This window comes from Exiguobacterium aurantiacum (genome assembly GCF_001766415.1).
GTDB classification, from domain to species: Bacteria; Bacillota; Bacilli; order Exiguobacteriales; family Exiguobacteriaceae; genus Exiguobacterium; species Exiguobacterium aurantiacum_A.
The window spans coordinates 195,567-219,724 of the sequence record NZ_MKXO01000002.1 but is presented as its reverse complement, the minus strand read 5'-3'; the positions used below and the strand labels follow the sequence as shown (position 1 = coordinate 219,724).

The 24,158-nt window shown below is 52.4% G+C and carries 25 protein-coding genes and 2 pseudogenes; 24 read left to right on the top strand and 3 right to left on the bottom strand.

What is annotated here, in order from left to right; translation table 11 throughout:
* Positions 1-3: 3 nt before the first annotated feature.
* From BJU60_RS15370 to BJU60_RS06950, 16 genes and pseudogenes are all read left to right on the top strand, one after another.
* A pseudogene (locus BJU60_RS15370) lies at positions 4-57 on the top strand (helix-turn-helix domain-containing protein); the annotation flags it as partial.
* A 36-nt stretch (positions 58-93) separates the two neighbouring features.
* Positions 94-429 (top strand): annotated as a pseudogene (locus tag BJU60_RS07020) (RNA-guided endonuclease TnpB family protein); the annotation flags it as partial.
* Positions 430-1,287: 858 nt separating this feature from the next.
* Positions 1,288-1,515, top strand: coding sequence for a hypothetical protein (locus BJU60_RS07015; protein ID WP_070328180.1), 228 nt, complete (start codon positions 1,288-1,290; stop codon positions 1,513-1,515).
* Positions 1,512-1,940 (top strand): ATP synthase subunit I, encoded by a 429-nt coding sequence (locus BJU60_RS07010; RefSeq protein WP_070328179.1) that lies wholly within the window; start codon positions 1,512-1,514, stop codon positions 1,938-1,940. Before BJU60_RS07015 ends, BJU60_RS07010 begins: the two co-directional genes overlap by 4 nt.
* Positions 1,940-2,677 (top strand): F0F1 ATP synthase subunit A, encoded by a 738-nt coding sequence (atpB, locus tag BJU60_RS07005; protein ID WP_016510243.1) that lies wholly within the window; start codon positions 1,940-1,942, stop codon positions 2,675-2,677. The genes BJU60_RS07010 and atpB overlap by 1 nt, the downstream gene beginning before the upstream one ends.
* 81 nt (positions 2,678-2,758) lie before the next feature.
* The gene (gene atpE, locus BJU60_RS07000; protein ID WP_035386543.1) at positions 2,759-2,971 is read left to right on the top strand and encodes a F0F1 ATP synthase subunit C; all 213 of its coding nucleotides are present in this window, start codon (positions 2,759-2,761) and stop codon (positions 2,969-2,971) included.
* A gap of 71 nt (positions 2,972-3,042) precedes the next feature.
* Positions 3,043-3,570 carry a F0F1 ATP synthase subunit B gene (gene atpF, locus BJU60_RS06995; RefSeq protein WP_016510248.1) on the top strand — a complete coding sequence of 176 codons (528 nt, stop codon included), beginning with the start codon at positions 3,043-3,045 and terminating at the stop codon, positions 3,568-3,570.
* Positions 3,570-4,103: a F0F1 ATP synthase subunit delta gene (locus tag BJU60_RS06990; protein ID WP_070328178.1), complete on the top strand. Its 534-nt coding sequence runs from the start codon at positions 3,570-3,572 to the stop codon at positions 4,101-4,103. Before atpF ends, BJU60_RS06990 begins: the two co-directional genes overlap by 1 nt.
* 18 nt (positions 4,104-4,121) lie before the next feature.
* A complete protein-coding gene (gene atpA, locus BJU60_RS06985; RefSeq protein WP_070328177.1) occupies positions 4,122-5,630 on the top strand; it encodes a F0F1 ATP synthase subunit alpha in 1,509 nt (502 codons plus the stop codon).
* A 36-nt stretch (positions 5,631-5,666) separates the two neighbouring features.
* Positions 5,667-6,524 (top strand): ATP synthase F1 subunit gamma, encoded by an 858-nt coding sequence (gene atpG / locus BJU60_RS06980; RefSeq protein WP_070328176.1) that lies wholly within the window; start codon positions 5,667-5,669, stop codon positions 6,522-6,524.
* Between the two features lie 34 nt (positions 6,525-6,558).
* The gene (gene atpD / locus BJU60_RS06975; RefSeq protein WP_070328175.1) at positions 6,559-7,977 is read left to right on the top strand and encodes a F0F1 ATP synthase subunit beta; all 1,419 of its coding nucleotides are present in this window, start codon (positions 6,559-6,561) and stop codon (positions 7,975-7,977) included.
* A 28-nt stretch (positions 7,978-8,005) separates the two neighbouring features.
* Complete coding sequence (locus BJU60_RS06970) at positions 8,006-8,416, top strand: F0F1 ATP synthase subunit epsilon (RefSeq protein ID WP_016510237.1); 411 nt, start codon at positions 8,006-8,008, stop codon at positions 8,414-8,416.
* Between the two features lie 192 nt (positions 8,417-8,608).
* Complete coding sequence (locus BJU60_RS06965; RefSeq protein ID WP_070328174.1) at positions 8,609-9,799, top strand: EAL and HDOD domain-containing protein; 1,191 nt, start codon at positions 8,609-8,611, stop codon at positions 9,797-9,799.
* A 204-nt stretch (positions 9,800-10,003) separates the two neighbouring features.
* Complete coding sequence (locus BJU60_RS06960; protein WP_070328173.1) at positions 10,004-10,249, top strand: DUF1146 domain-containing protein; 246 nt, start codon at positions 10,004-10,006, stop codon at positions 10,247-10,249.
* 212 nt (positions 10,250-10,461) lie between these two features.
* Complete coding sequence (gene murA / locus BJU60_RS06955; protein ID WP_070328172.1) at positions 10,462-11,763, top strand: UDP-N-acetylglucosamine 1-carboxyvinyltransferase; 1,302 nt, start codon at positions 10,462-10,464, stop codon at positions 11,761-11,763.
* Between the two features lie 75 nt (positions 11,764-11,838).
* Entirely contained in the window at positions 11,839-12,825 is a 987-nt protein-coding gene (locus BJU60_RS06950) for a rod shape-determining protein (protein WP_070328171.1), read from the top strand.
* Positions 12,826-12,984: 159 nt separating this feature from the next.
* On the opposite strand, the gene BJU60_RS06945 is transcribed toward BJU60_RS06950, so the two are convergent.
* Both BJU60_RS06945 and BJU60_RS06940 read right to left on the bottom strand, forming a co-directional pair.
* Complete coding sequence (locus BJU60_RS06945; RefSeq protein ID WP_070328170.1) at positions 12,985-13,749, bottom strand: response regulator; 765 nt, start codon at positions 13,747-13,749, stop codon at positions 12,985-12,987.
* A complete protein-coding gene (locus tag BJU60_RS06940; protein WP_070328169.1) occupies positions 13,730-15,538 on the bottom strand; it encodes a sensor histidine kinase in 1,809 nt (602 codons plus the stop codon). The genes BJU60_RS06945 and BJU60_RS06940 overlap by 20 nt, the downstream gene beginning before the upstream one ends.
* Before the next feature lie 189 nt (positions 15,539-15,727).
* On the opposite strand from BJU60_RS06940, the gene BJU60_RS06935 reads away from it, so the two are divergent.
* The 4 genes from BJU60_RS06935 to BJU60_RS06920 all read left to right on the top strand — a co-directional run bounded on the left by BJU60_RS06935 (position 15,728) and on the right by BJU60_RS06920 (position 20,554).
* Positions 15,728-17,659: a sensor histidine kinase gene (locus BJU60_RS06935; protein WP_070328168.1), complete on the top strand. Its 1,932-nt coding sequence runs from the start codon at positions 15,728-15,730 to the stop codon at positions 17,657-17,659.
* A gap of 157 nt (positions 17,660-17,816) precedes the next feature.
* Positions 17,817-18,590 carry a flagellar hook-basal body protein gene (locus BJU60_RS06930; protein ID WP_070328167.1) on the top strand — a complete coding sequence of 258 codons (774 nt, stop codon included), beginning with the start codon at positions 17,817-17,819 and terminating at the stop codon, positions 18,588-18,590.
* Positions 18,591-18,601: 11 nt separating this feature from the next.
* Positions 18,602-19,387 carry a flagellar hook-basal body protein gene (locus tag BJU60_RS06925; protein ID WP_070328166.1) on the top strand — a complete coding sequence of 262 codons (786 nt, stop codon included), beginning with the start codon at positions 18,602-18,604 and terminating at the stop codon, positions 19,385-19,387.
* Between the two features lie 63 nt (positions 19,388-19,450).
* A complete protein-coding gene (locus tag BJU60_RS06920) occupies positions 19,451-20,554 on the top strand; it encodes a glycerate kinase family protein (RefSeq protein WP_070328165.1) in 1,104 nt (367 codons plus the stop codon).
* A gap of 17 nt (positions 20,555-20,571) precedes the next feature.
* Here the strand turns inward: BJU60_RS06920 and mscL are convergent, their stop codons facing one another.
* Complete coding sequence (mscL, locus tag BJU60_RS06915; RefSeq protein ID WP_070328164.1) at positions 20,572-20,952, bottom strand: large-conductance mechanosensitive channel protein MscL; 381 nt, start codon at positions 20,950-20,952, stop codon at positions 20,572-20,574.
* A gap of 205 nt (positions 20,953-21,157) precedes the next feature.
* Here mscL and BJU60_RS06910 point away from each other — a divergent pair, with 205 nt between their 5' ends.
* The 4 genes from BJU60_RS06910 (at position 21,158) to BJU60_RS06895 (ending at position 24,143) form a co-directional block, all read left to right on the top strand.
* Positions 21,158-21,409 (top strand): DNA-directed RNA polymerase subunit beta, encoded by a 252-nt coding sequence (locus BJU60_RS06910; protein WP_070328163.1) that lies wholly within the window; start codon positions 21,158-21,160, stop codon positions 21,407-21,409.
* 13 nt (positions 21,410-21,422) lie between these two features.
* Positions 21,423-21,845, top strand: coding sequence for a 3-hydroxyacyl-ACP dehydratase FabZ (fabZ, locus tag BJU60_RS06905; RefSeq protein WP_070328162.1), 423 nt, complete (start codon positions 21,423-21,425; stop codon positions 21,843-21,845).
* Positions 21,846-21,856: 11 nt separating this feature from the next.
* Positions 21,857-22,309: a hypothetical protein gene (locus tag BJU60_RS06900; RefSeq protein ID WP_070328161.1), complete on the top strand. Its 453-nt coding sequence runs from the start codon at positions 21,857-21,859 to the stop codon at positions 22,307-22,309.
* 94 nt (positions 22,310-22,403) lie between these two features.
* The gene (locus BJU60_RS06895) at positions 22,404-24,143 is read left to right on the top strand and encodes a methyl-accepting chemotaxis protein (protein ID WP_070328160.1); all 1,740 of its coding nucleotides are present in this window, start codon (positions 22,404-22,406) and stop codon (positions 24,141-24,143) included.
* The last annotated feature ends 15 nt before the right edge of the window (positions 24,144-24,158 follow it).

Here is a 24,158-nt window from a genome sequence, read left to right as displayed (position 1 = left end):
GACATGCTGAAGGGCTACAAATACAGGCTCCACCCGACGGCGGCACAGGCCGAGTTCCTCGTCAGGACGATCGGCTGCGCCCGCTTCGTCTACAACAAGCTGTCGCGACGCATCGTCGACGAGAACCAAGTCGTCGTCGTCGAGACGCTGAAGCCGAGGGAGATGATGCAGGACCGCCGCCTGGCAAAGTCGATCGGGGACGCCGGGTGGGGCGAGTTCGTCCGCCAGCTCGCCTACAAATGCAGGTTCCACGGCCGGACGCTGATCCAGGCCGACCCGTGGTTCGCCTCGACTCAAATCTGTTCGGCCTGCGGCGAGAACGATGGCGAGAAGGACCTGCACGTCCGCGAGTGGACATGTGTCGCATGCGGCACGCACCACGACCGCGACGTCAACGCGAGCCTCAACCTGTTGGGTCTCGCCGACTGAAACACCCCAGGGCAGGGACTGCCCGACGAGCTTGGTCCACAACCGTGGCTGGTCAAAGCACGGTCTTCCCAAGAAGCTCCCACTTCAAGTTGCGAAGCAAACAAGTGGTGAGTAGTTCACTGAATATATGATTCGGCCATCGCCTCGACGAGTAGGTCAGCCGAATGAACGGTGTGCATCGGCTTCGTCCGAGATTCGTGAATGCCGAGCTGTTCCTGCACCTAGAAAACCGGGTTTAACGTGACCATCGGCTGGCCTTTGCGTATGTTCGGTTTCGGAAGTCACAAAATAGACATAATTTCAGAGGTTGCTTACATCGTAATAGGTGCCACTCAACTGGTACCATATATCCATTTGAGCTTGATATTATAGCGTTTCCAGCCAATTCCTTCCCGGGATTAACACTGTGAGATTCATCACTACAAATTTGTCAGAATCGCTCGACACGGCAAAAAGATAATCGGTATACTGATACAGGATAATGAAAACGATTTCAATGCGAAATCAGCGTCCGTTTTAAAACCTTTTGTGAACGTGGGGAGGTTTGCGTTGTATTTTCCAATACGCGGATGTATAACTGAACTATTCCTCATCTGATTCGGTTTGTGAAATATTATAAAGTCAACATTTTTATTTCACCGTTTCTTCACACTTCTTTAAAATTTAGTGATTTTAATTTAGTTTGTGAAGTGCGTAAAAGCCTTGATACGACTTGGTTTAAAGCGCTTTTATAATTGTGAAATCAATTGACTTCTTATGCTATTTCCAGTACTCTGAACTTGTGTGACTTTTGATGGTCACGCGAGTGTGAATCGAAGAAGATGAAGTGCTGGCTGCCAGTTAGAAAGGGGGACTAGGATGACGAAAAAAGACAATCGTTACCTATCCTACGCCTCGCTCGCCTCACAAATCTCGACCGCGCTCGCCGGACCGATCGTCATCGGTTATCTCGTCGGCCAATATGGGGCGAGACGTGAATTTTGGGGCACGTTTGGTTGGAATGTGTCGGTGTTTCTCGGAATGTTTGTCGGGATCACCGCGCTCGTACTCACCCTTCGAAGTTTAATGACAGGAGAGGACGAATGAAGCTAGAACAAACGGAACTACAACAAGTGCAAGCAGACAGAAAAGCACAACAAGAGTTGATGAAACGCTATACGAAGTGGTTTGTCGGATGGTTCGCCATTCTCCTCGTCGGAGCGCTCATCGTCCCTGTGTACAAACCGGTATTTCTCGGCTTGTTCCTGGGTGGGGTCGCCAGTCTGATCATTCTACATATGCAGAATCGCAGCGTCATTCGAATGTTTGACGTGATCGAACATGGGCGACGCCCGAAATCGCACGGGACTGTTTCAAGAATGGCAGTCGGTGCGTTAGCCGTGATAGTCGGTCTCTTCTATGAAGATCGAGTATCGCTGATTGCGGTGGTAACTGGTCTAATCGCCGGCCACATCATACAATTTGGCGAGTTCACACTTGCCCAGCTCAGCAGGAAAAGAGGTGAATACTAATGGGTCATGAGTTTCCCACATATTCTCTACAACTTGGAGACTATACGTTATATGGGAGCTGGACGAACGTCATTACGGTGCTAATCGCATCACTGCTCGTCTTTGCGTTCGCCGTTTGGGGAACACGACGCTTGGCCATGAAGCCGACAGGTAAGCAGAACTTGATGGAATTCTTCGCGGAATTCGTACGCGGGATCATCTCGAGTGCGATGGATTGGAAGACAGGAGGCCGCTTTATCGGGTTTGGAATGACGTTGATTTTGTTCATTCTGATTTCGAACTTGATGGGTCTGCCGTTCAACGTCATTTCCGGTCACTATCTATGGTTCAACTCACCGACGGCCGATCCTTACGTCACATTGGCGTTGTCGACACTCGTCGTTGCAATGTCACACTATTACGGCGTGAAGCTACACGGTTTCAAGCACTATTCGGCGGAATTCGTGAAGCCGGTCTGGTTCTTATTGCCGATCAAGCTTATCGAGGAGTTCGCGAACACCTTGACGCTCGGTCTGCGTCTTTACGGTAACATCTTTGCCGGTGAAATCATGATTACCATCATCTTGGGACTCGCAATTACCGCACAAGGAGCACTTAACCCGCTCGGTGCTGTGTTCGCAATCCTGCCGATGATTTTATGGCAAGGTTTCTCAATCTTTATCGGGGTTATCCAATCCTACATTTTCCTGACGCTTGCCATGGTGTACATCGGGCATAAAGCTTCAGCCGAGCATTGATTCGGATAAGCTGGCCTCGCCAAAGCGTTGAACAAAAAAACTATTTACTTACTTTTAGGAGGAACATACACAATGGAACAAATGAATCTTCTCGCAACAGCAATCGTTATCGGTCTCGGAGCACTCGCGGCTGGTATCGGTAACGGTCTCATCGTATACGGAACAGTACAAGGACAAGCACGTCAGCCAGAACTTAAAAACGAACTTCGTCAAACGATGTTCATCGGTATCGGTTTGGTTGAGGCCCTCCCGATCATCGGTGTGGCTGTCGGTTTCCTTCTCCTCAACTCTTGATTACGAGTTAACGAGAACAACAAACGAGGGAGCAAGCCTCCCTCACTTATTTAGTCAAGAGGAGGGTATGCATGGATACGATGATGATTGCAGCTGGTGCTGGTGGCGAAGGCCTCCGCATCCTGGATATGATCTTTACACTTTTCACATTCCTCGTACTCTTGGCCCTGTTGAAGAAATTTGCTTGGGGACCACTCCTTGGAATGATGAGACAGCGTGAAGAGTATGTAGCGAACGAAATCGAGCTTGCTGAAAAGAGCCGCAAAGACGCGGAGACATATGTCGTCGAACAACGTGACGCTTTAAGCGCCGCACGTACAGAATCAAAAGAGATGCTTGACTCAAGCCGTCGTCAAGCTGAAGCCGAACAAGCACGCTTGGTGGAGCAGGCGCGTTTGGAAGCCGAAAAAATCAAGATCGAGGCTGGAAAAGCGATCGAGCGTGAGCGCGAGCTCGCGAAACAGTCGCTTCAAACCGAAGTCGTCACACAGGCGCTCTCGGCAGCACGCCACGTCCTTCAGTCAGACCTTAAAGGCGACGAAGTGAAACAACGTGCCCTCGTCACAGACTTCCTGTCTAAAGCGAAAGGCGCTAACTGATGAACATATCGTTAGCAAAACGCTATGCCAAAGCGCTCTTCGACTTAGCGCGGGAGCAAGGCACGCTCGACCAAGTCGAAGCGGAAGTGCGTCTGCTCGATGAAGTGCTCCACGCGACGCCTGAACTGACGGATCTCTTAACGAATCCTGCAGTCAGCGACAGCGAGCTTGCACAGCTTTTAACACACAGCTTTGGTGATATGACAGAAATCGTGCTTAACACACTTCTCGTCATGGTCGAGAACGACCGTGCGAGCGAAGTTCGCGGGCTGCCGCGTTACGTCTTAGATTACATCAACGACTTCCGCGGCATCGCTGAAGGGTTCGTCACAAGTGCTTACCCGTTGTCGGCAGCAGAGTTGAAAGAAGTCGAACTCGTCTTCGGTCAGAAGATGAACAAGACGCTTCAATTGAAGAACGTCGTCGATGAACAGGTTATCGGTGGACTTCGTGTCCAGATCGGTTACACGACGTATGATGACACAATCGAAACTAAACTAACACGCCTTGAGCGTGAATTGTTGAATGCGTAAGAAATAGGGGTGAATTCAATGACGATCAAAGCTGAAGAAATCAGCGCCCTGCTAAAAGAGCGAATCGCTTCGTACGGTTCTGAAATCGAAGTTAGTGAGACAGGTACAGTCATTCAAGTAGGTGACGGTATCGCTCGTGCATTCGGACTCGATAACGTTATGGCAGGAGAACTCGTAGAGTTCTCAAACGGCATAATGGGCTTGGCGCAAAACTTAGAAGAAGGCAACGTCGGGATTATCATCCTCGGCGACTACAAAGGTATCAAAGAAGGCGACTCGGTTAAACGTACGGGCCGCATCATGGAAGTACCAGTCGGTGATGCGCTCCTCGGACGCGTCGTCAACCCGCTCGGACAACCAATCGACGGTCTTGGACCGATCGTGACGGACACATACAACCCGATCGAACGTAAAGCTTACGGCGTTATGGCCCGTAAGTCAGTTCACGAACCGCTCCAAACTGGGATCAAGGCGATTGACGCCCTCGTACCAATCGGTCGCGGTCAGCGTGAGCTCATCATCGGTGACCGTCAAACTGGTAAGACTTCGGTCGCAATCGATGCGATCATCAACCAAAAAGAAGAAAACATGGTTTGTATCTACGTCGCAATCGGTCAGAAAGAATCAACTGTCCGTGGCGTAGTTGAGACGCTCCGTAAAAATGGTGCCCTCGATTACACAATCGTCGTTTCGGCTTCGGCTTCACAGCCTGCCCCGCTTCTTTACCTCGCGCCGTTTGCAGGGGTATCGATGGGTGAGTACTTCATGGACCGCGGACGACACGTCCTCGTCGTGTATGATGATCTCTCGAAACAAGCGGCAGCTTATCGTGAGCTCTCGCTTCTTCTCCGTCGTCCTCCAGGCCGCGAAGCCTACCCAGGTGACGTCTTCTACCTCCACTCACGCCTTCTTGAGCGTGCGGCGAAGTTGAACGACGAACTCGGTGGCGGCTCGCTGACAGCTCTTCCGTTCATCGAGACACAAGCGTCGGATATCTCGGCTTACATCCCGACGAACGTTATCTCGATCACAGACGGTCAAATCTTCCTTCAGTCAGACCTCTTCTTCTCAGGGGTACGTCCCGCGATCAACGCCGGTCTCTCGGTATCGCGTGTAGGTGGTGCGGCTCAAGTGAAAGCGATGAAGAAAGTTGCTGGTACGCTCCGTCTTGACCTCGCGTCATACCGTGAGCTCGAGGCGTTCGCCCAGTTCGGGTCAGACCTCGACAAAGCGACACAAGCGAAGTTGAACCGTGGACAACGGACGGTTGAAGTCTTGAAGCAAGAATTGAACGCACCGCTCTCGGTCGACAAGCAAGTGTTCATCATCTACGCTCTCACGAAAGGTCATCTCGATGACGTCCCAGTCGAAGACATCCGTCGTTTCGAAAAAGACATGAACGCATGGCTCGACCAAAACCGTGCGGACCTCTGCCGTGAAATCCGTCAAACAGGAAACCTTCCTGCTGACGAGGCGATGGTCGATGCAATTGCGGAATTCAAAAAGACATTCTCGCCATCGGTTTAATCCGGTGACGAGCGTCTATTAAGGTGGTGAATCGAAATGGCATCATTACGTGAGATCCAGATGCGGATCACCTCGACCCAAAGCACGAAGCAAATCACGAAAGCGATGAACATGGTGTCGGCCTCGAAGTTGAACCGCGCTCAAGGGAGCAACGCCAACTTCAAGCCGTACATGACCAAGTTGCAAGAAGTCATCTCGTCGATTGCCGGCGGTACTTCAGGCGCAACACACCCGATGCTTCAAGTCCGTCCCGTCAAACGGACCGGCTACATCGTCATCACGTCGGACCGCGGACTTGCTGGTGGATATAACGCCAGCGTCCTTCGCGACGTGTACCGCGAGTTGAAAGCCAAACACGATTCGACAGACGAGTACCGTCTGTACGTGATCGGGAAGGTCGGCGTTCAGTTCTTCAAGACACGTAACATTCCGGTGTACAGTGCGATGACAGGACTTAACGACCAGCCAACATTCATTGAAGTCGCGGAGATCGTCAAACAGACGGTCGGCGCGTTCAGTGAAGGCGAGATCGATGAATTGAAGCTCTGCTTCAACTCGTTCATCTCTGTCATCAGCCAAGAAGTGAAGATGGATCGATTGCTTCCGCTTGGGGATATCGAACAGACCGCATCTAATGTGATGTATGAATACGAACCAGAAGAAGAAACGATCTTAGCAGCGCTCCTCCCGCGTTACGCGGAAGGGCTCATCTACGGCGCGCTTCTCGATGCGAAAGTATCGGAGCACGCGGCTCGGATGACGGCGATGGCGAACGCGACAGACAATGCGGATGATCTCATCCGCGGACTCAAGCTCAAGTTCAACCGCGCGCGCCAAGCGGCGATCACACAAGAAATCACAGAGATTGTCGGAGGTGCGGCTGCGCTTGAATAAGCGCACGCCCTCTAGATTGTAGGAGGCTAACACGATGAACGAATACGGCATAAAAGGCCGCGTAGTCGCAGTCATGGGCCCAGTTATCGACGTTAAGTTCGAGAATCACTTACCGAACATCTACAACGCCCTCAAAGTCACATACGTGGCACAGACGGCGCAAGATGTCAGTGTCGACTTGACGCTCGAGGTGGCGATTCACCTTGGGGATGACACGGTCCGTACGATTGCGATGGACTCAACGGACGGCGTTCGCCGCGGCATGGAAGTACTTGACTTAGGTTCACCGATTTCAGTACCAGTCGGAGAAGAGACGCTCGGTCGTGTCTTCAACGTACTCGGTAACCCAATCGACGATAAAGAAGTTTCACCGACTGTACGTCGGGCACCGATTCACCGTCTCGCACCTACGTTTGATGAATTGTCGACAAATGTTGAGATCTTGGAAACAGGGATCAAAGTCGTCGACCTTCTCGCACCGTACATCAAAGGTGGTAAAATCGGCCTCTTCGGTGGTGCCGGTGTAGGTAAAACTGTCCTCATCCAGGAACTCATCAACAACATCGCGCAAGAGCACAGCGGGATTTCTGTATTCGCAGGAGTTGGCGAGCGTACGCGTGAAGGAAATGACTTGTTCCACGAGATGACGGAATCAGGCGTTATCAAGCAGACGGCGATGGTATTCGGTCAGATGAACGAGCCGCCGGGCGCGCGTCTACGCGTTGCCTTGACGGGTCTCACGATGGCAGAATACTTCCGCGATGAGCAAGGACAAGACGTTCTTCTCTTCGTCGATAACATCTTCCGTTTCACACAGGCAGGTTCTGAAGTATCGGCCCTTCTCGGTCGGATGCCATCTGCCGTAGGTTACCAGCCGACACTCGCGACGGAAATGGGTATGCTTCAAGAGCGGATCACGTCGACAGCTAAAGGATCGGTCACATCGATCCAAGCGGTTTACGTACCAGCCGATGACTATACTGACCCGGCTCCAGCGACAACGTTCGCCCACCTCGATGCAACGACCAACCTTGAGCGTCGTCTCTCGGAGATGGGGATCTACCCAGCCGTTGACCCGCTCGCATCGACTTCACGTGCCCTCTCGCCTGACATCGTCGGACCTGAGCACTATGAAATCGCGCGTAACGTCCAGCAGACGCTTCAGCGTTACAAAGAGCTTCAAGATATCATCGCGATCCTCGGTATGGACGAGTTGTCTGAAGACGATAAGCTCACGGTTCACCGTGCCCGTCGGATTCAGTTCTTCTTGTCACAAAACTTCCACGTGGCTGAGCAGTTCACTGGCCAACAAGGTTCGTACGTACCAGTTAAAGAGACAGTCCGTGGCTTTAAAGAGATCCTCGATGGTAAACACGATGATCTCCCGGAAGACGCATTCCGTCTCGTTGGTCCAATCGAAGACGTCATCGAAAAAGCGAAGACGTTGGTCTAAGACCTACACGGAAGGGGGAAACTAGACGATGAATACTCTTCACGTCAACGTCGTCACCCCGGATGGTGCAGCTTACGAGGGCGAGGCACGAATGGTCGTCGCCAAATCGGTGACAGGTGAACTCGGTATCTTACCGAAACACATCCCGATGGTGACGCCACTCGACGTCTCGGTCCTTAAACTGCGCCACGAAGATGGTGGACGCACGCTGATCGCACTCAGCGGCGGTTTCATGGAAGTTCGTCCCGATATGGTGACGATCTTAGCTGAAACGGCCGAAATGGCGGATAAGATCGACTACGACCGCGCCTCTGCGGCGAAATTCCGCGCCGAACGTCGCCTTCAAGATTCGAAGATTTCGGATACTGAATTCCGACGTGCGGAGCTGGCGCTCAAGAAAGCGGTCAACCGCTTGAGCATTCGCGATATTAAAGAATGACGAGCATCCTCTCTCACGTTTAGTGGGAGAGGATTTTTTCTGGTCTCATCCTTTTTGAACCAGACGTTTGAACCAGCTTCCTTCATTATATGTAGGTGGAAAGAACCATGTTTTTTTTGTGTCCAAATAGTGGAATGCAGGAACGGGTCGTCCGATAATATAGGTGGGAACTATCAAAAAGGAGATAAATGGATGAAAGTTTACGTTGCGCGTCAACCGATCTTTGACCAGAAACTACGTGTCTGCGGCTACGAACTGTTGTATCGCCGCAGCGAGAAAAATATGTTCGAACACGTCGACGATGCGCTTGCGACCGCCGACGTGATCCATAACGCCTACCTCGTCTTTAATTTTCGGGAATTGACCGAAGGGACGCGGGCGTTCATCAACTTTCCACAGAACTTGATCGAAGGGGAAGTGCCTTCATTATTGCCGCGGCAATCTCTCGTCATCGAAGTGCTTGAACACGTCGAACCGACCGAGAAAGTACTTGCCGCCCTGCGATCACTTCGTCGGAAAGGTTATACGATCGCCTTAGACGATTTCGTCTTCGAAGAGAAATACCGCCCGTTGATCGGGCTTGCGGATATTATTAAAATCGATTATCAGGCGACACCGGTCGATCAACAGAAACGCTTGATCGATGCGCTCGGACACCGGATCGAATTTCTGGCGGAAAAGATAGAGACGAAGCTTGAATATGATATCGCGAAAGAGCTTGGCTATAAAATGTTCCAAGGTTATTTCTTCAGTCGTCCGACAGTCATTCATGGGGCGGAAGTCCATCCGCTCCGTAATACGCTCGTCGAGGTGCTGAAAGAGCTCGATAAACCAGAACCGAACTTCCGCCGCATCGCCGGGCAAATTGAACGAAGTGTCGATCTGTCCTACAAGATGCTCCGGTCGGTGAACACGGTCTATCAAAAGGGCCGTACGACGATTCAATCGATCGAACAAGCCGTTGCCCGCATCGGACTTGATGAGATGCGGCGCTGGTCGTATTTGATGTTGCTTCGGGAGATGCAGACGTCTGAATCGAAAGAATTGATCAAGCAAAGCGTTATCCGTGGGAAGATGATGGAGTTGATTGCCGATGAGACAATTCCGGGGGTAGCTCCGTTTGATGCGTTCATCACCGGGATTTTCTCTTCACTCGACGTCATTTTGGACGAGACGATGCAAACGCTGATCGCCGAGCTCCCAGTCGAACCGGTTGTCAAAGAGGCACTTCTCGGTAAGCCGAACAAGTTGCATGAACTGCTCGAATCGGTGAAGGCATATGAGCAGTTAACTGTGCCAGTCGACGAGACGGCTCTAGATTGGTCTCGTTACTATATCGAAGCGATCCGCTGGGCGCTCGCACAGGACGAAAAAAAGGAATAATGTTTGAAAATTTGGTGGGACGTCAATTACTGTAGTAAAGGCTATGCGCCGATGACGTCCCTTTTATATGCGGTTTATTTAAAGAGAGTGAGCTGATAGGATGAGACGATTCGATTGATCATCATCATGCTAAGTCTTTTTTTCTCTGTCGCAACGTGCTATGATTAAAAATGGTACAAAATTTCGAAAAGAGGGGAATCGAGGATGTTAAACACCGTCTTATCGCTCGTCATTTATGTCGTAGCGATCTACGTCGCTTGGTGGGCACTCATGCCAGTTAAGTGGGAGAGCGTGCTCAACCAAGTGAGAAGTACGCAAGCCGCTGTCTTGCGTGTCCTCGTGGCCGTCGTCTTCGGTTCTCTGATCGCCCAGTTCTTTTTGGAGTATATCCGATTAGCTCAGGCGCTCGTACCATTACAGTCGATTTTCCAAATCATTAACAAACTGTAATCCTGTTGTAACGACTCCTATATGTATATCATGTAGGATAAACTCGTCTGACATGACGACCAATCATCAGGACAGATTATGATTTTATTTTTATTTTTTTCTGATGAGGCGTCACGTTAAAAAAACATCATAGTAATCGACATAACCACATCCGGAAACGGATATCGACGCATAAAATAAAAAAACAACGAAGCTGGAGGACAAAGAGAGATATGAAGGATTTGATTGTAGTCCGTGGAGGACGTAAATTGTCAGGTATTGTGCGTGTTGAAGGAGCTAAAAACGCCGTACTGAAAACATTGGTTGCCACTCTTTTAGCAGGCGAAGGAAAATCGGTACTTCAAAACGTGCCACGTCTTGCTGATGTTTACACGATTAATAAAGTGCTTCGCCACCTCGGTGCAGAGGTCGCGTTCGATGAAGCAAACAACGAAGTCACTGTCGATGCCTCGGGCACAATCAAAGACGAGGCACCGCTTGAGTACGTTCGCAAAATGCGTGCCTCGATCCTTGTCATGGGTCCTCTCCTTGCTCGTCTTGGCCATGTGCGTGTCGCAATGCCAGGCGGATGTTCGATTGGATCACGTCCGATCGATCTCCATTTAAAAGGATTTGAAGCAATGGGCGCGAAGACAGTGATCGGCAACGGTTTCGTCGAAGCATCAGTTGAAGGTCGCTTGAAAGGTGCGAAGATCTATCTTGACTTCCCATCGGTCGGTGCGACAGAAAACATCATGATGGCGGCGGTTCTCGCTGAAGGAACGACTGTTATCGAGAACGTTGCGAAAGAACCGGAAATCGTCGACCTCGCGAACTTCTTGAACGGTATGGGCGCTCACGTCCGCGGTGCTGGAACGGAAACGATCCGCATCGAAGGCGTAGACAAGTTGCATGGTGCTGAGCACTCGATCATTCCGGACCGTATCGAAGCCGGCACGTTCCTCGTTGCTGCTGCGATCACAGCCAGCGACATCGAAGTCATCGGAGCTGAGCGCGAACACCTACGTCCACTCATCTCGAAGATGGAAGAGATGGGCGTCAAGTTCGAAGAGACGACGGAAGGTATGCGTGTCATTGGACCAGAAGTGTTGAAACCGATCGACTTGAAGACGATGCCACACCCTGGTTTCCCGACAGATATGCAAGCGCAAATGATGGCCCTCGTCTTAAAAGCGGGCGGTACATCGGTTATTACGGAGACTGTGTTTGAAAATCGCTTCATGCATGTCGAAGAATTCCGCCGCATGAACGCAAATATTAAGATTGAAGGTCGTTCAGCAATCATTAAAGGTGGCGTCCGCCTCCAAGGTGCCGAAGTCGTTTCGACAGACCTTCGTGCCGGGGCAGCGCTCGTCCTCGCAGGACTCATCGCCGACGAGGAAACTCGTGTCGGTGACTTATACCATATCGACCGCGGATACGTCGATTTCCACAAGAAACTTCAAGCACTCGGTGCCGACATCGAGCGAATCGAAGGAACTGTCGAAATCGCTGAAGAAATGGTCAACAACTAATTAATAGACTCATAGGAGCGAGGAGATTCTTCTCGCTCTTTTCAATGAAGTAACGAACGGAGGAACCTACACACCATGTTTTCAAAAGATATCGGGATTGATTTAGGAACAGCAAACGTCGTCATCCACGTGAAAGGCCGAGGCATCGTCCTCGACGAGCCTTCAGTCGTGGCCATCAAGCGTTCGACAGGGAAAGTACTCGCCGTTGGTTCGGAAGCGTATCAGATGGTCGGGCGTACGCCTGGCGACATCGTTGCCATCCGTCCACTCCGTGACGGGGTCATCGCCGACTTCGCGACGACAGAAGCGATGCTTCGCCACTTCATCGAGAAGATTCAAGTCCGTGGCTTCTTCGGTGGCATCCGGATGCTGATCTGTACACCGGCCAACGTGACACCGGTCGAGGCGAAAGCCATTCGTGAGGCCGCTGAGAAAGCTGGCGCCAAAGAAGTCTTCCTCGCCGTGGAACCGAAAGCAGCGGCCGTCGGCTCGGGCATGGACATCTGGAAACCGGTTGGACATATGATCGTCGATATCGGGGGCGGGACGACCGACGTCGCTATCCTCTCGATGGGCGACATCGTCTGCGGTGAAACGATCAAGATTGCCGGAGACCGGTTCGATACGGACATTCTCCGTGCCATCAAAGACAAGCACAAGCTCATCATCGGTGAGCGTACGGCCGAGCAGATCAAAAAAGAGATCGCGACCGTATTCCCGGGTGGGCGCAACGAGACGATGGATATCCGAGGCCGAGACATGGTGCGTGGGCTTCCGCGTACAGTAACGATCACGTCAGAAGAACTCCGTGAAGCGATGGCCGAGTCGGCGAACGAGATCGTCGAAGCGACGAAGCGCGTCCTCGAGCAGACGCCACCAGAACTCGCGGCCGACATCATCGACCGCGGCATCATCATGACAGGTGGCGGATCGCTCCTTCACGGCATCGACCAGCTCGTTGCTGAACGAGTCGGTTTGCCAGTCATGATCGCCGACGAGCCGACGCTTAGCGTCGCGCACGGTACGGGCATCATGCTTGAGAACTTAGATCGATTGAAATAAGAGGAAAACTCGGTACACGGCGTCTACGCTTCCTAGAGAAGACGGGACGCCTGGGCCGAGTTTTTTTGTTCGTCCTTGTTGACTAGCCTTACACTAGTTTTTTGCTCCCCTAAACATCGGACGATAAAAAAACTTCTTCCCCGAGCGGGAAGAAGTTTTTTAGTGCCACTTGTAATCTTTGTCGACGAACAGGCGAGTGTTTGCTTCCGTCTGACCGGCGTTCAACCAGTCGTGGTAGTCACATGAACAAACGTCCTCTAAATGAAGCGAGTAGCCATTGTTGATTGTTTGGACCGTGATGTTCAAGTCGAAATCAGCAAGCGTCTTCTTTAAGCGATAGATGAGGTTATAGACGTTATGGAGTGCCCGTTGCGGATCATCGATATCGGGATAGAGCGTCTCGGCGATGAGCCATTTATTGACGACCTTGTCGCGATGGTAAATCAAGTAGGCGAACAGTTCTTCGGTCTTTTGGGTCGGCCATTTGACGAGGTCGCCTTCGTGCGTCTTGACGGAGAAATTGTTGAAACATTGGATCGTACACGTCCGATGATGCTTGGGCTGAAGCGTTTCTGTATACCGTTTCGAGACGAGCGGGACGAGGTCGTGAATCATTTCTTCGGTGATCGGTTTGAGGAGATAGTGGGTCGCCTGTAACCCGAACGCCTCGACCGCGTATTGGCTGTGTGCCGTCGTGAAAACGACTTGTGTCGTCTCAGGCAGGCGCTTGGCGAGGTCGATTCCGTTCATCTTTGGCATTTCGACGTCGAGAAAGACGAGATCGACTTCTTGCGTCGTTAAAAATTCGAGTGCTTGGACGGGGTCGTGGAACGAGCCCATCCATTTCAAATTCGGTTCTGCTTGGATGAATCGTTCCATCATCCTCAAAATATGGGGCTCGTCTTCAATCAGGATCGTCCGCATGTGTTACTGTCATCCTCTCTCGTTTCGGAAGCCGAATGTGCACGTTCGTGCCGACCCCGTGTTCAGAATTCAATTTAAACGTGGCGTCAGGAAGGTAACCGATTCGGCTCTTGACGTTCGGGATACCGATACCGCTCACTTCGTGAAGCACTGTCTTCGGGTCAAAGCCGACTCCGTTATCCGCGATACGGATATCGATCATATCGCCGGCGTCTTGGACGGATAGCATGAGACGTTTGACGCCGTCTTGTTTCATCAACCCATGCTGGACCGCATTCTCAACGAGCGGTTGGATCAAGAGTGGAGGAATGAGGGCGTCAAGAACGGTCTCGTCAATCTCTTTGATGATGGTGAAGGCGCCGTCGAACCGCGTCTGCTCGATCATCAAATAAGAATCGATCACCGCGAGTTCTTGCCGGAGTGAAATATCTGTCTCTGTGCGTCCGTTCTCGAAAATGAAGCGGACATACGTGCTCAAGTGACCAAGGAGGCGTGCGGCTTCATTCGGTGCCGTGTAGCAGAGTGCGATCACGTTCCCGAACGTGTTATACAAAAAGTGCGGTTTGATTTGAGAGTTGAAGAATGAGATCTCGCTTTGTGTGGCGAACGTCTGCACTTCCCGCTTCTGTTTTTTGTCGGTCGATAAATGAACCGGTAGCAACATGAACATGAGTAAAAAGTAGATGAGCGACAGGACGTTCGAATACAACACTTGGTTCGGATGCGTGATGAACACGTAGATGAGTTGGCCGATATAGCCGATGACCAACGCGAGCGTAAAGATTAGAAATTCAAACGGATACCTATCGTCTTTTCGTTCGAATAGCCAATGGATATTGAGTCCTGTCCAAAACAAGGCGATTACGAGTACATAAACCCAGGCAACATAATCAAACGTCGCGTGTACACTGTACGGAATGATGAGTGCGATCAAGCTGAACGCGTAGAGTGGGTAAGATGCGATGGAGAGGAAACGGCTGAACGGGACTTGCTCGAGCCGGAGTGCGAATCCGATCAGCATGGTCAAGCTAAGGAGTCCTGTGATCATACTGAACTTATGGGCAACGACGTAGGTCATGGCCGGGATGAATTCGAATATGATCATTTGATCACGTGTCAACAGCGACAAGCCGATCAAGAAGAAGAAGGCGGCACCATATAGATAGAGTGACTCTTTCCGGTGGAACATAAAGACGATCGCATAGAATGAAAAAATTAAAAGTGAAATCAAAATAATAATAAAATCGTAGGTGAAAAATTTATTTTGGAGGGCCATGATACTGCTCGTCGGACCGATGAGCAGACTGTCTTGGATGCCGGTTGTGCGTTCATCCGATCTGGTCACTTGCATCGTCAAGCGAAAATCGGGCGTGTGCGTATCGAGTAAGACGAGATAGGCATGCCGTGAATCGGGTGTCGACGAATAGACGGGAGATACCGCTTCACCATCGATTGCGAGACGGATATGCGGGTGGTTTCTCGGGACGCGTAACGCGTACTGGCCAGGCGGGAGAGAGACGTCCACTTCGTACGTCGCCACTTGATGTGGGGTCACGTACGGGACGTTGCGATACGTATGACGGTCGACTTGGTCGAGCAGGCTCGATTGAAAACGCCAAGTCCCGTCAAGACGTACGATTGTGTCAGTCACTTCGGAAGCGCTCAAGTCGGCAGTTCCTTGGATGACGGTAGCTGTACTGTCAATCGATTGCCCGCGTGTGAACGTGAGCCCACCTGTCAATGCCAGGAGGAGAATCAACAGCGTCAGCCCGATATATTTAGGGGTCATCAGCATGTTCCCTTCGCTATTTGTGAGTTTCTTGTGAGAAGTCATTGCTATACTGTTACTAGGTCAGGAAAAAAACTACATTTTTTAGAATAATAGTGTCTAACATCTAATTATAATACACGAATCTAGCTTATGTGAATAGCGAACGTAAATAAATAAAATATAACTGATACGGAAAGAAGGCCATGTATGAAACACTGGATCGAACAACGGATTAGCCGGCAAGTCCTAACGGTGTTCTACGTTCTCATCGTTTTAATTTCCGTTCCCTCGCTCGGGACTTATTTTTATACGCAACAGGCGATCGATGAGACGATGGTTGAACTCGAGCGGATCAGTGAACAACGGGCGCGTGCGACCGACTTGTTCGAGACGTGGCAATCGATGCAGTATGAGATGCGCGGGCACGTCCTGCTCGGTGAGGCGTCACTGCTAGATGAAGTACGAGCGGCACAAGGCCGGATCGACGAACAGACGACGTGGTTCGAACAAAGCGCCGCGAGCGCAGAAGAAGTGACGTTCGCGACTGAAGCCCGTCTCCTGTTCACAATCTATACGTCCCGGGTCATGCCCGGACTCGAGCGTTACGTGATTGCCAAGGCGAACGGAGAAGTCGATGAGCCGTTCTTACAGATGGCGACCGTTGGCCAACTCATGCCGCAAAACGCGAGCTCGGACCAGACACGATTCAAATTGAAGCCGACTAACGCGGCCGATATGAGCGCGAGCATCGTCGACATGGAATCGATATTCACCGATTATCGGTCCGAACTTGACTTCCAAGAAACCGGACTGCGTGAGTCGTTATCTGAACAGCTCGCCAAAGCCCAATGGAGTTGGCTCATCATCTTACTCGGCGCCCTGTTTACGCTCTTTATCAGTCTGCAACCGTATATCGTCCGGTTGACGAACCAGCTCCAGGCACTCATCACGAACAGCGAACGGTTGGCGGTCGATCCGCACGCATTGCTCGTCCCGGTCGATCCGCTTCAAAATGAGGTGGGGCAGCTTTCAAGATCGTTCAACGCGATGTCGAGCTCGCTCATCCGACAGCATGATGAATTGGAGCGGGAACGAGAGAAGACGGCACGAATCGTTCATACGATGCGAGACGCGATTGTATTTGTTAAGACGGACACAGGGCAAAGGTATGCCAATGCGGCGTTGTTTGATCTGTACGAACAACCAATCCCATTTGATGATCGCCAAAGTCTCTATCCGATTGAAGAGTTTTACCGACCGTTCATGGATCAAATCGACGATCAGGAAGGTCTCAACCGGTTCACAAATCGAGCGAAGCACGAAGGAATATTCGATGAGACGTTTACGTACTCGATGCAAGGGGGAACACGTATCATACGGATGTACGCCGAACCAATCGAACTACAGGACGAACGTGTTGGTGTTATCTTTGTGTTGCGCGACGTCACGAAAGAGATTGAGGTCGATCGGTTGAAAACTGAATTGGTCGCGACCGTATCTCACGAGCTACGGACGCCTTTGACATCCATCCTCGGCTTCACGGAGCTCCTCGAGCACCGTCACGTCGATGAACTGAAACGCAAGCGTTACCTAGGGATGATCAGCAGCGAGACGAGACGGCTCGAACGGCTCGTCAGCGACCTGCTTGACGTTCAAAAGATGGAAGCGGGAAAAATCCAGCAAGCCTTTAAAGTCGAAAGTTTGTTCGATCTCCTCTCGGACGTCCTTGAGGTTCATGCGGGGTCGACCGAGCTGCATGCGTTCCATTTCGAGTGTGACGAGGAGATTCGCGTTTCAGGGGACCCAGCCCAACTACGCCAAGTGTTCTCGAACATCTTGAATAACGCCATCAAATATTCACCCGACGGCGGGAATATTGCCGTCAACGTATCGTGTGAAGGGGACGTCATCCGCGTCGCCATCGAAGACGAGGGCATCGGGGTGACAGCAGAAGACGCCGAGCGACTATTCGAAAAGTTTTATCGCGTACAGAATGAACAGAGCCGCAACATTGGAGGCACCGGCCTTGGGCTCGCCATCTGTAAAGAGATCATCGAATCACACGGCGGAACGATTTCAGTCCGTTCTAAATCAGAACAAGGGACGACGATCATCGTCGAATTGCCGATTGTTGAATGATTGCATAGACAAAGCCCACTTCAGTCAAACTGAAGTGGGCTTTGTCTCGTATTGACGACTAAGAAGTTTTTATGCATTTTTTCGAAAAAGGGTGAATGATTCCTTCCTTTGGTACGATATAAGAAGTAGAAACTTTAAGGATGAAGGGAAGACGAACATGTTACGTGGACTTTATACGGCGGCGGGTGCGATGAACGCGCTTCAGCGGCAACAAGAGATATTGAGCAACAACCTTGGAAACGTTCGGACTCCGGGCTTCAAGGCATCAAACGGTGTCGTCCGGTCGTTCCCTGAACTATTGCTCGCCGAGGTGAGCCATCCTGGTAACGACCGTTCGCGCGTCCAAGGCGAGGTCGGCACGCTCTCGACCGGCGTGTATTTGCAGGAAACGATGCCACGCTTCTCTGCTGGCAGCGTCACGGCGACGGATAGCCCGACCGACGTATATTTGAAAGTTCCGGCTGACTTTACAGGCGCCGCCATGTTCGCGGTCGAACAGAACGGGGAGGCGCTCTATACGACGAACGGCCGCTTCTCGGTCGACGATGAGCGGTTCCTCCGCTCGGCGGATGGTGGGTACATCTTGTCTGATACGGGTGAACGCATCCAGTTGCCGTCTAGTGACTTCGAATTGTCAGGCGACGGTCAAATCACGTCGCTCGGTCAGGACGTAGCGACGCTCGGGGCGGTTCAAATCGATGATTTGGCCACGCTCGAACAAGTCGGGAACGACTATCGCGTCAACGGGGGAGCAAATCCCGCTGCGAACGTCCAGTTCCAACAAGGCTATATCGAGGAAGCAAACGTTGACCTCGACCGGACGATGGCTGACCTCATGGTGACGTACCGTCAGTTCGAGGCAAACCAAAAAGTCGTCCAGGCGTATGACAAGAGTGCCGAGCGGGCCATCGAAATCGCTCGGATTCGATAAGGAGGAAACCCATGCAGTCCATTTATAACTCGGTCTCGTCACTAGCCCAGCTTCAACGCCAGCTCGATGTGACCGGCCACAACATCGCGAACGTCGACACGGTCGGCTTTAAACGCCAGCAAGGTCACTTCGCCTCGCTCCTTTCGCAAGCGTATGACAATCAGCCTCGGGCCGAACTTGAAGTCGGCCGCGATACACCGAACGGGATCCGCATCGGTGTCGGCGGTCATGTCGGTGACATCTCCCAACAGTTCAACATCGGCCAAATCAAGAAGACGGACCGAGGTCTTGACGTCTTCTTGCAGGCGAGCCGCCAGTTTTTCGTCGTCGAGACGGAAGACGGGATCGGTGTGACCCGGAGCGGCAACATGCAGCTCTCGGTCGGCAATGACGGGACGACACTTTCTGACGTGAACGGCAACGCACTTCTCGGTGCAGATGGCAATCGCATCGTCACGCCGAACGAAGCGACGAATCATCGCGTCCGTCAAGACGGGGTCCTCGTCGCCAGCGTGAACGGCGTCGAAGAAGAGTTCGGGCGCCTCGACATCGTCGAGGTGCGCAACACGTCGGAACTTCGTCCGCTTGGGAACAACGTCTATTCGGCTGATCTTGACATCGAAGTCGACCGTCCAGTCGGGAATCTCTTATTAGAAGGGACGCTCGAATCATCGAACGTCGACTTGATGAAAGAGATGACCGATATGACGATCACACAGCGTGCCTACCAGATGAACTCCCGGGCGCTGTCGATGAGCGACCAGATGATGGGGCTCGTGACGTCACTTCGCCCATAACATTGACCGCTTCTCTTCGGAGGAGCGGTTTTTATTTTATAATGAGGTGAAGGAGGGAACGGTATGAGAATTGTTGTGGCGATGGATTCATTCAAAGGCTCGCTGACGAGTCAGGAAGCGAATCGGGCGGTGCGACGGGCGCTTGCGGAACATGACGTCGTAGAGATCCCCGTATCGGACGGGGGCGAAGGGTTTCTCGACGCCTGGCTGGCGACACATCCGGAAGCGAAGGCGGTCGAACAGGAAGTGACTGCGCTCGACGGACGGGTCCGTCAGGCGCGCTACGGATGGCACGAAGCAACACGAGAAGCGGTCGTCGAAGTGGCGGAAGCGTCCGGATTGACGCTCGTCAATCGGTTCGACCCGTGGCGGTACAGTTCTTACGGGACGGGGATGCAACTCAGACAAGCGATCGAACGCGGAGCGGGGCGCATCACGATCGGTCTCGGCGGCAGTGCGACTGTTGATGGTGGCAAGGGCGTGCTCGAAGCGCTAGGCGTCCGTTTCCTCGATGAGTCCGGACGAGTGCTCGAACCGTTCCCGCACGGACTCGAGCGCGTGAAGCGCGTCGACTGGTCCGGTCTGATGCCGGAGGCGAAGCACGTCACGTGGCGAATCGCCTCGGACGTGACGAACCCGCTCCTCGGACATGCGGGCGCGGCGGCCGTGTTCGGTCCACAAAAAGGTCTGGCACCAAGTGACGTCGCCCGCTATGACGACTTGATGAGCGCTTACGCTGCTTGTTTCGATCGCGCCGATACGGCGGTCGCCGGGGCGGGAGCTGCTGGTGGCATCGGTTTTGCAATGTACCAACTCGGGGCGACGTACGTGAATGGCATCGAGGAAGTGATGCGTTGGTCATCGTTTGACGCGCAACTGCATGGGGCCGATTGGCTAATCACGGGAGAAGGTCGCTTCGATGAACAATCGCTTCATGGGAAAGCCCCGTATGGTTTGGCTCGTTTTGCGCACGAACATGGTGTCCCGACGCTCGTCTTCACCGGCCAGACCGACATGACGGCACTACCGGAAGTCGGGATTGAAGCCATTTTCCCGATCATTTCCCGGGTCATGCCGCTCGAGACGGCACTGATGGAAGCGGCACCGCTCTTGACGAACGCGGTCACCCGGGCATTTCGACTAATTGAAAAAACGTCTAAACCGTGACGGTTCAGACGAACGCCTCATAGCGGACGGTTTTTGAGCAGATCGCGAATCTCGGAGAGCAACTGTTCTTCGCGCGACAACTCTGGCTCTGGCGTCTCTTCGACCGCTTGCTCGCGCTTCAGGCGATTGATCCCTTTGACCATCATGAACAAGGCGAAAGCGATCAGGAAAAACTTGACGATCTCTTGCAGAAAGTTGCCGTATGTGACGCTGACGCCGAGCACGGTGACTGCGAGCGTCGAGAAATCGATGCCGCCGATCAGGATGCCGAGGAATGGCATGAAGATATCGTTGACGAGCGACGTGACGATCGCCGTGAAGGCGGCCCCGAGGATGAAGGCGACAGCAAGGTTGATCACATTACCTTTGATCGCAAAGTCCTTGAATTCTTTCCACATGAAATGAATCCTCCTTTTACACTGAATACTCTCACGTTAGCATATTATTTAGGGCAAGCCGTATCTTTTTTCGCACGGGCGCTCGACTGCCAGAGGACGGGGCGCTTGTTCGACATTTCTAGATACGTTACACTTATAAAGAACTTATGAAACAATTTTAATACCTGGTACTAATATGTTATAATCAGATCAGCTGAAAGGATGAATGGACGTGACGAACGAAGAACAGAAGGGCTCGGAAGAAAAAGAGCCTAAAGAGCGGACGGAGCGAAAGCGCTTGTCGAACAACCGCCGTTTCCCGATCTTGTTACGCATCATCGTTGTCTTGATCTTGGCCGCCGCGATGCTCGCGATCGGTGCCATTATCGGGTACAGCGTGATTGGCGGAGGCGAGTGGAGAGACGTGTTCAACATCGACACGTGGCGCCATATCACCGATTTCTGGCTAACATCATAAGGGTGGTGGAACCATGTACACGATTGAACAGATTAAAGAAGTGATCCCGCATCGGTACCCGTTCTTGCTCATCGACCGGATTCTCGAGGTCGAAGAAGGCGAACGGGCCGTCGGTTTAAAAAATGTGACGGCGAACGAAGAATTCTTCAACGGACATTTCCCAGACTATAACGTCATGCCGGGCGTTTTGATCGTCGAAGCACTGGCCCAAGTCGGTGCGTTTGCGATGCTCAAACAAGAGTCGAACCGAGGTAAGCTCGCGTTCTTCGCCGGCATCGACAACTGTCGCTTCAAACGTCAAGTCGTCCCGGGCGACCAGTTGCGCCTCGAGGTCGAGATCTTGAAGGTGCGTGGTCCGATCGGTAAAGGACGTGCCGTAGCGACGGTCGACGGAGAAGTGGCGTGTGTTGCAGAACTGACTTTCGCCTTGAAGTGAGGGGAAACGAGATGCGTGTATTAGTGATTGCCTTGATGCTTGGATTAGCGACGATCGTCGGATGCCAACAGATGCAGACAGAAGAAGCGACAGAAGAGAACGTCGTCTTCGAACAGACGGCGGGCGATTCGATGATCGACAAGCGGGCCGGACAGTCTGAGTCGATCGCCGTGTCGCTCGAGCGGACGAACAGCTCGACAATGCTGTTCACGATCCGAATGCTCGAAGACCGTCGGCTCGACCCGACGACGGTGATCAGCTACGAAGTCGATGGCACGCGCGTACCGATCCCGTTCGGTGAAATCGTCGCCGAGCGTGAAGGTGACGTGCGGACGTACGTCTATCAAGCCGACATGAACCCTGAATTGTTCGTGCCGGAGACGCTCCCGTTGTTCCATATCGGAGAAGAAGGTGAGGCGGAGGTCTCGATGCCGCTCGAAGCCGTTAATTCGACAAATGAATAAAAAAACGGATGATTTTGTCGAAAATCATCCGTTTTTTGTTTACTCTTTTTTAGTTTCTTCCGATATAACCAATAAGGAACTAGGAGGGGAATTTATGAAACAAAATAAACCACAGTCACTACAGAATCGGATTCTCGCGGCGATGCTCGCCTTTGTGACGCTACTCATCGTCATATTCGGGGTCACTCAATACGTGAGTACGAAACATACGGTGCTCAGTTCGATGCAGGCCGTCTTGCTAGAAGACGCTGCTCGGATCAGTAAGGAGATAGATGCGGACGCGTATGTGGCGTTTTTACAAAACCCGGAGAAGAATGAACGATTCGAGCAGTTTCGGGAGCAACTCGATACGTATCGCACGCAAATCGGGGCGATGTACGTCTACACGCTCGCATTGGACGGTGAGGAGCTACAAATTATTGTAGATGGAATGAGTGGGACAGACGCGTCCGAGATTGGGGAACCGGTGTCTGCAACTTCGCTCGAAGACGCACAGCCGGCGTTTGAAGGCGGAACCGGCACGACGCCGATTGTCGAAGACCCGGAGTTTGGGACCTATATGACGGTGCTCGTCCCAATCAAGCAAGGGGATGAAGTCATCGGTGTCATCGGCATCGACAAAAGCGCGGCCGATGTTGCGGCGGTCACGACTGACGTATTACGTGAAAGTCTGCCCCCGGTACTCATCGGACTCGTCATCTTGCTCGGTCTCGCCTCGGTCATCATCTGGCGTTACCTCGGTTGGAAATTACGTCCGCTTCGTGATCTTGAACGTGTCGCAACGCATATCGCCGGTGGCGACTTGGCGACGGCGTCGGTTGAGATAAACAACATTCAACTGCGCGCGAATGATGAGATCAAGCGCCTCACTGTCTCGATGGACCAAATGACGAAGATGTTGAAAGGGTTGATCTCAAACCTACAGACGTCGGCACAGACGGTCCGGGATGAGAGTGGCAACGTCGCGAGCATCTCAGAGGAAGTAAACGACGCGTCGCGACAGATTGCGTTCACAATGGAAGAAATCGCCGGCGGGGTCGAGAATCAGAGCGTGCTCACGATGAAGCTGTATGGACATATGAACGAGTTCTCAGGACTCGTCGAACAGACGGCGACGGACGGGCACGGCGTGAGCACTCAAGCGGAAGTCGTCAGTCGAGTGACAGCAGAAGGGCTGCAACTCATGGAAGACGCGGTCGGGAAGATGACGAACATCCACGCGCAAGTGAATGAGTCGCAAGGCCAAGTGAAAGACTTTGAGCAACAGGCGGACGAAGTGACGGAGCTCGTCACGATCATCCGACAGATCTCGCAACAGACGAATTTGCTCGCCTTGAACGCGGCCATCGAGGCGGCCCGTGCCGGGGAGCACGGGAAAGGGTTTGCCGTCGTCGCCTCCGAGATTCGCGGTCTGTCGAACAGCGTCGCCCAGTCGGTCAGTGAGATCTCAGAGATCGTCGGCAGCGTCAAACGGAATTCGATCGCGCTCGGCGAGACGTTCACTGACAGTATGCACGCCGCCGAAGACGGCAGACGGACGCTCGAGGCGACGAAGCAGGCGTTCAATGAGATCGAGGCGAGTGTCCGTGAGATGCAGCGGTTGACCGGGTCGATGCAAGGACAGCTCGGTCGCGTCAAGACGAACCAAGAAGACATCAAGCGCGGTCTTTCAGACATTGCGTCGATCTCCGAAGAGAGTACGGCCGGTAACGAGGAAGTGGCCGCCTCGACCGAACAGATGTCGGCGACGAGCGAGACGATGAACCGTCTTGTCAAAGACTTGTCGCTCACCGCGGAAGACATGCAACAGATGAGCCGTCAGTTCAAGCTATGAACAGCTTCAAGTCAG

Bases quoted from the DNA above. Each gene is read 5' to 3' on its own strand.
- BJU60_RS07015 (WP_070328180.1), top strand. From the start codon at position 1,288: ATGACGAAAAAAGACAATCGTTACCTATCCTACGCCTCGCTCGCCTCA.
- BJU60_RS07010 (WP_070328179.1), top strand. From the start codon at position 1,512: ATGAAGCTAGAACAAACGGAACTACAACAAGTGCAAGCAGACAGAAAA.
- atpB (WP_016510243.1), top strand. From the start codon at position 1,940: ATGGGTCATGAGTTTCCCACATATTCTCTACAACTTGGAGACTATACG.
- atpE (WP_035386543.1), top strand. From the start codon at position 2,759: ATGAATCTTCTCGCAACAGCAATCGTTATCGGTCTCGGAGCACTCGCG.
- atpF (WP_016510248.1), top strand. From the start codon at position 3,043: ATGGATACGATGATGATTGCAGCTGGTGCTGGTGGCGAAGGCCTCCGC.
- BJU60_RS06990 (WP_070328178.1), top strand. From the start codon at position 3,570: ATGAACATATCGTTAGCAAAACGCTATGCCAAAGCGCTCTTCGACTTA.
- atpA (WP_070328177.1), top strand. From the start codon at position 4,122: ATGACGATCAAAGCTGAAGAAATCAGCGCCCTGCTAAAAGAGCGAATC.
- atpG (WP_070328176.1), top strand. From the start codon at position 5,667: ATGGCATCATTACGTGAGATCCAGATGCGGATCACCTCGACCCAAAGC.
- atpD (WP_070328175.1), top strand. From the start codon at position 6,559: ATGAACGAATACGGCATAAAAGGCCGCGTAGTCGCAGTCATGGGCCCA.
- BJU60_RS06970 (WP_016510237.1), top strand. From the start codon at position 8,006: ATGAATACTCTTCACGTCAACGTCGTCACCCCGGATGGTGCAGCTTAC.
- BJU60_RS06965 (WP_070328174.1), top strand. From the start codon at position 8,609: ATGAAAGTTTACGTTGCGCGTCAACCGATCTTTGACCAGAAACTACGT.
- BJU60_RS06960 (WP_070328173.1), top strand. From the start codon at position 10,004: ATGTTAAACACCGTCTTATCGCTCGTCATTTATGTCGTAGCGATCTAC.
- murA (WP_070328172.1), top strand. From the start codon at position 10,462: ATGAAGGATTTGATTGTAGTCCGTGGAGGACGTAAATTGTCAGGTATT.
- BJU60_RS06950 (WP_070328171.1), top strand. From the start codon at position 11,839: ATGTTTTCAAAAGATATCGGGATTGATTTAGGAACAGCAAACGTCGTC.
- BJU60_RS06945 (WP_070328170.1), bottom strand. From the start codon at position 13,749: ATGCGGACGATCCTGATTGAAGACGAGCCCCATATTTTGAGGATGATG.
- BJU60_RS06940 (WP_070328169.1), bottom strand. From the start codon at position 15,538: ATGACCCCTAAATATATCGGGCTGACGCTGTTGATTCTCCTCCTGGCA.
- BJU60_RS06935 (WP_070328168.1), top strand. From the start codon at position 15,728: ATGAAACACTGGATCGAACAACGGATTAGCCGGCAAGTCCTAACGGTG.
- BJU60_RS06930 (WP_070328167.1), top strand. From the start codon at position 17,817: ATGTTACGTGGACTTTATACGGCGGCGGGTGCGATGAACGCGCTTCAG.
- BJU60_RS06925 (WP_070328166.1), top strand. From the start codon at position 18,602: ATGCAGTCCATTTATAACTCGGTCTCGTCACTAGCCCAGCTTCAACGC.
- BJU60_RS06920 (WP_070328165.1), top strand. From the start codon at position 19,451: ATGAGAATTGTTGTGGCGATGGATTCATTCAAAGGCTCGCTGACGAGT.
- mscL (WP_070328164.1), bottom strand. From the start codon at position 20,952: ATGTGGAAAGAATTCAAGGACTTTGCGATCAAAGGTAATGTGATCAAC.
- BJU60_RS06910 (WP_070328163.1), top strand. From the start codon at position 21,158: ATGGACGTGACGAACGAAGAACAGAAGGGCTCGGAAGAAAAAGAGCCT.
- fabZ (WP_070328162.1), top strand. From the start codon at position 21,423: ATGTACACGATTGAACAGATTAAAGAAGTGATCCCGCATCGGTACCCG.
- BJU60_RS06900 (WP_070328161.1), top strand. From the start codon at position 21,857: ATGCGTGTATTAGTGATTGCCTTGATGCTTGGATTAGCGACGATCGTC.
- BJU60_RS06895 (WP_070328160.1), top strand. From the start codon at position 22,404: ATGAAACAAAATAAACCACAGTCACTACAGAATCGGATTCTCGCGGCG.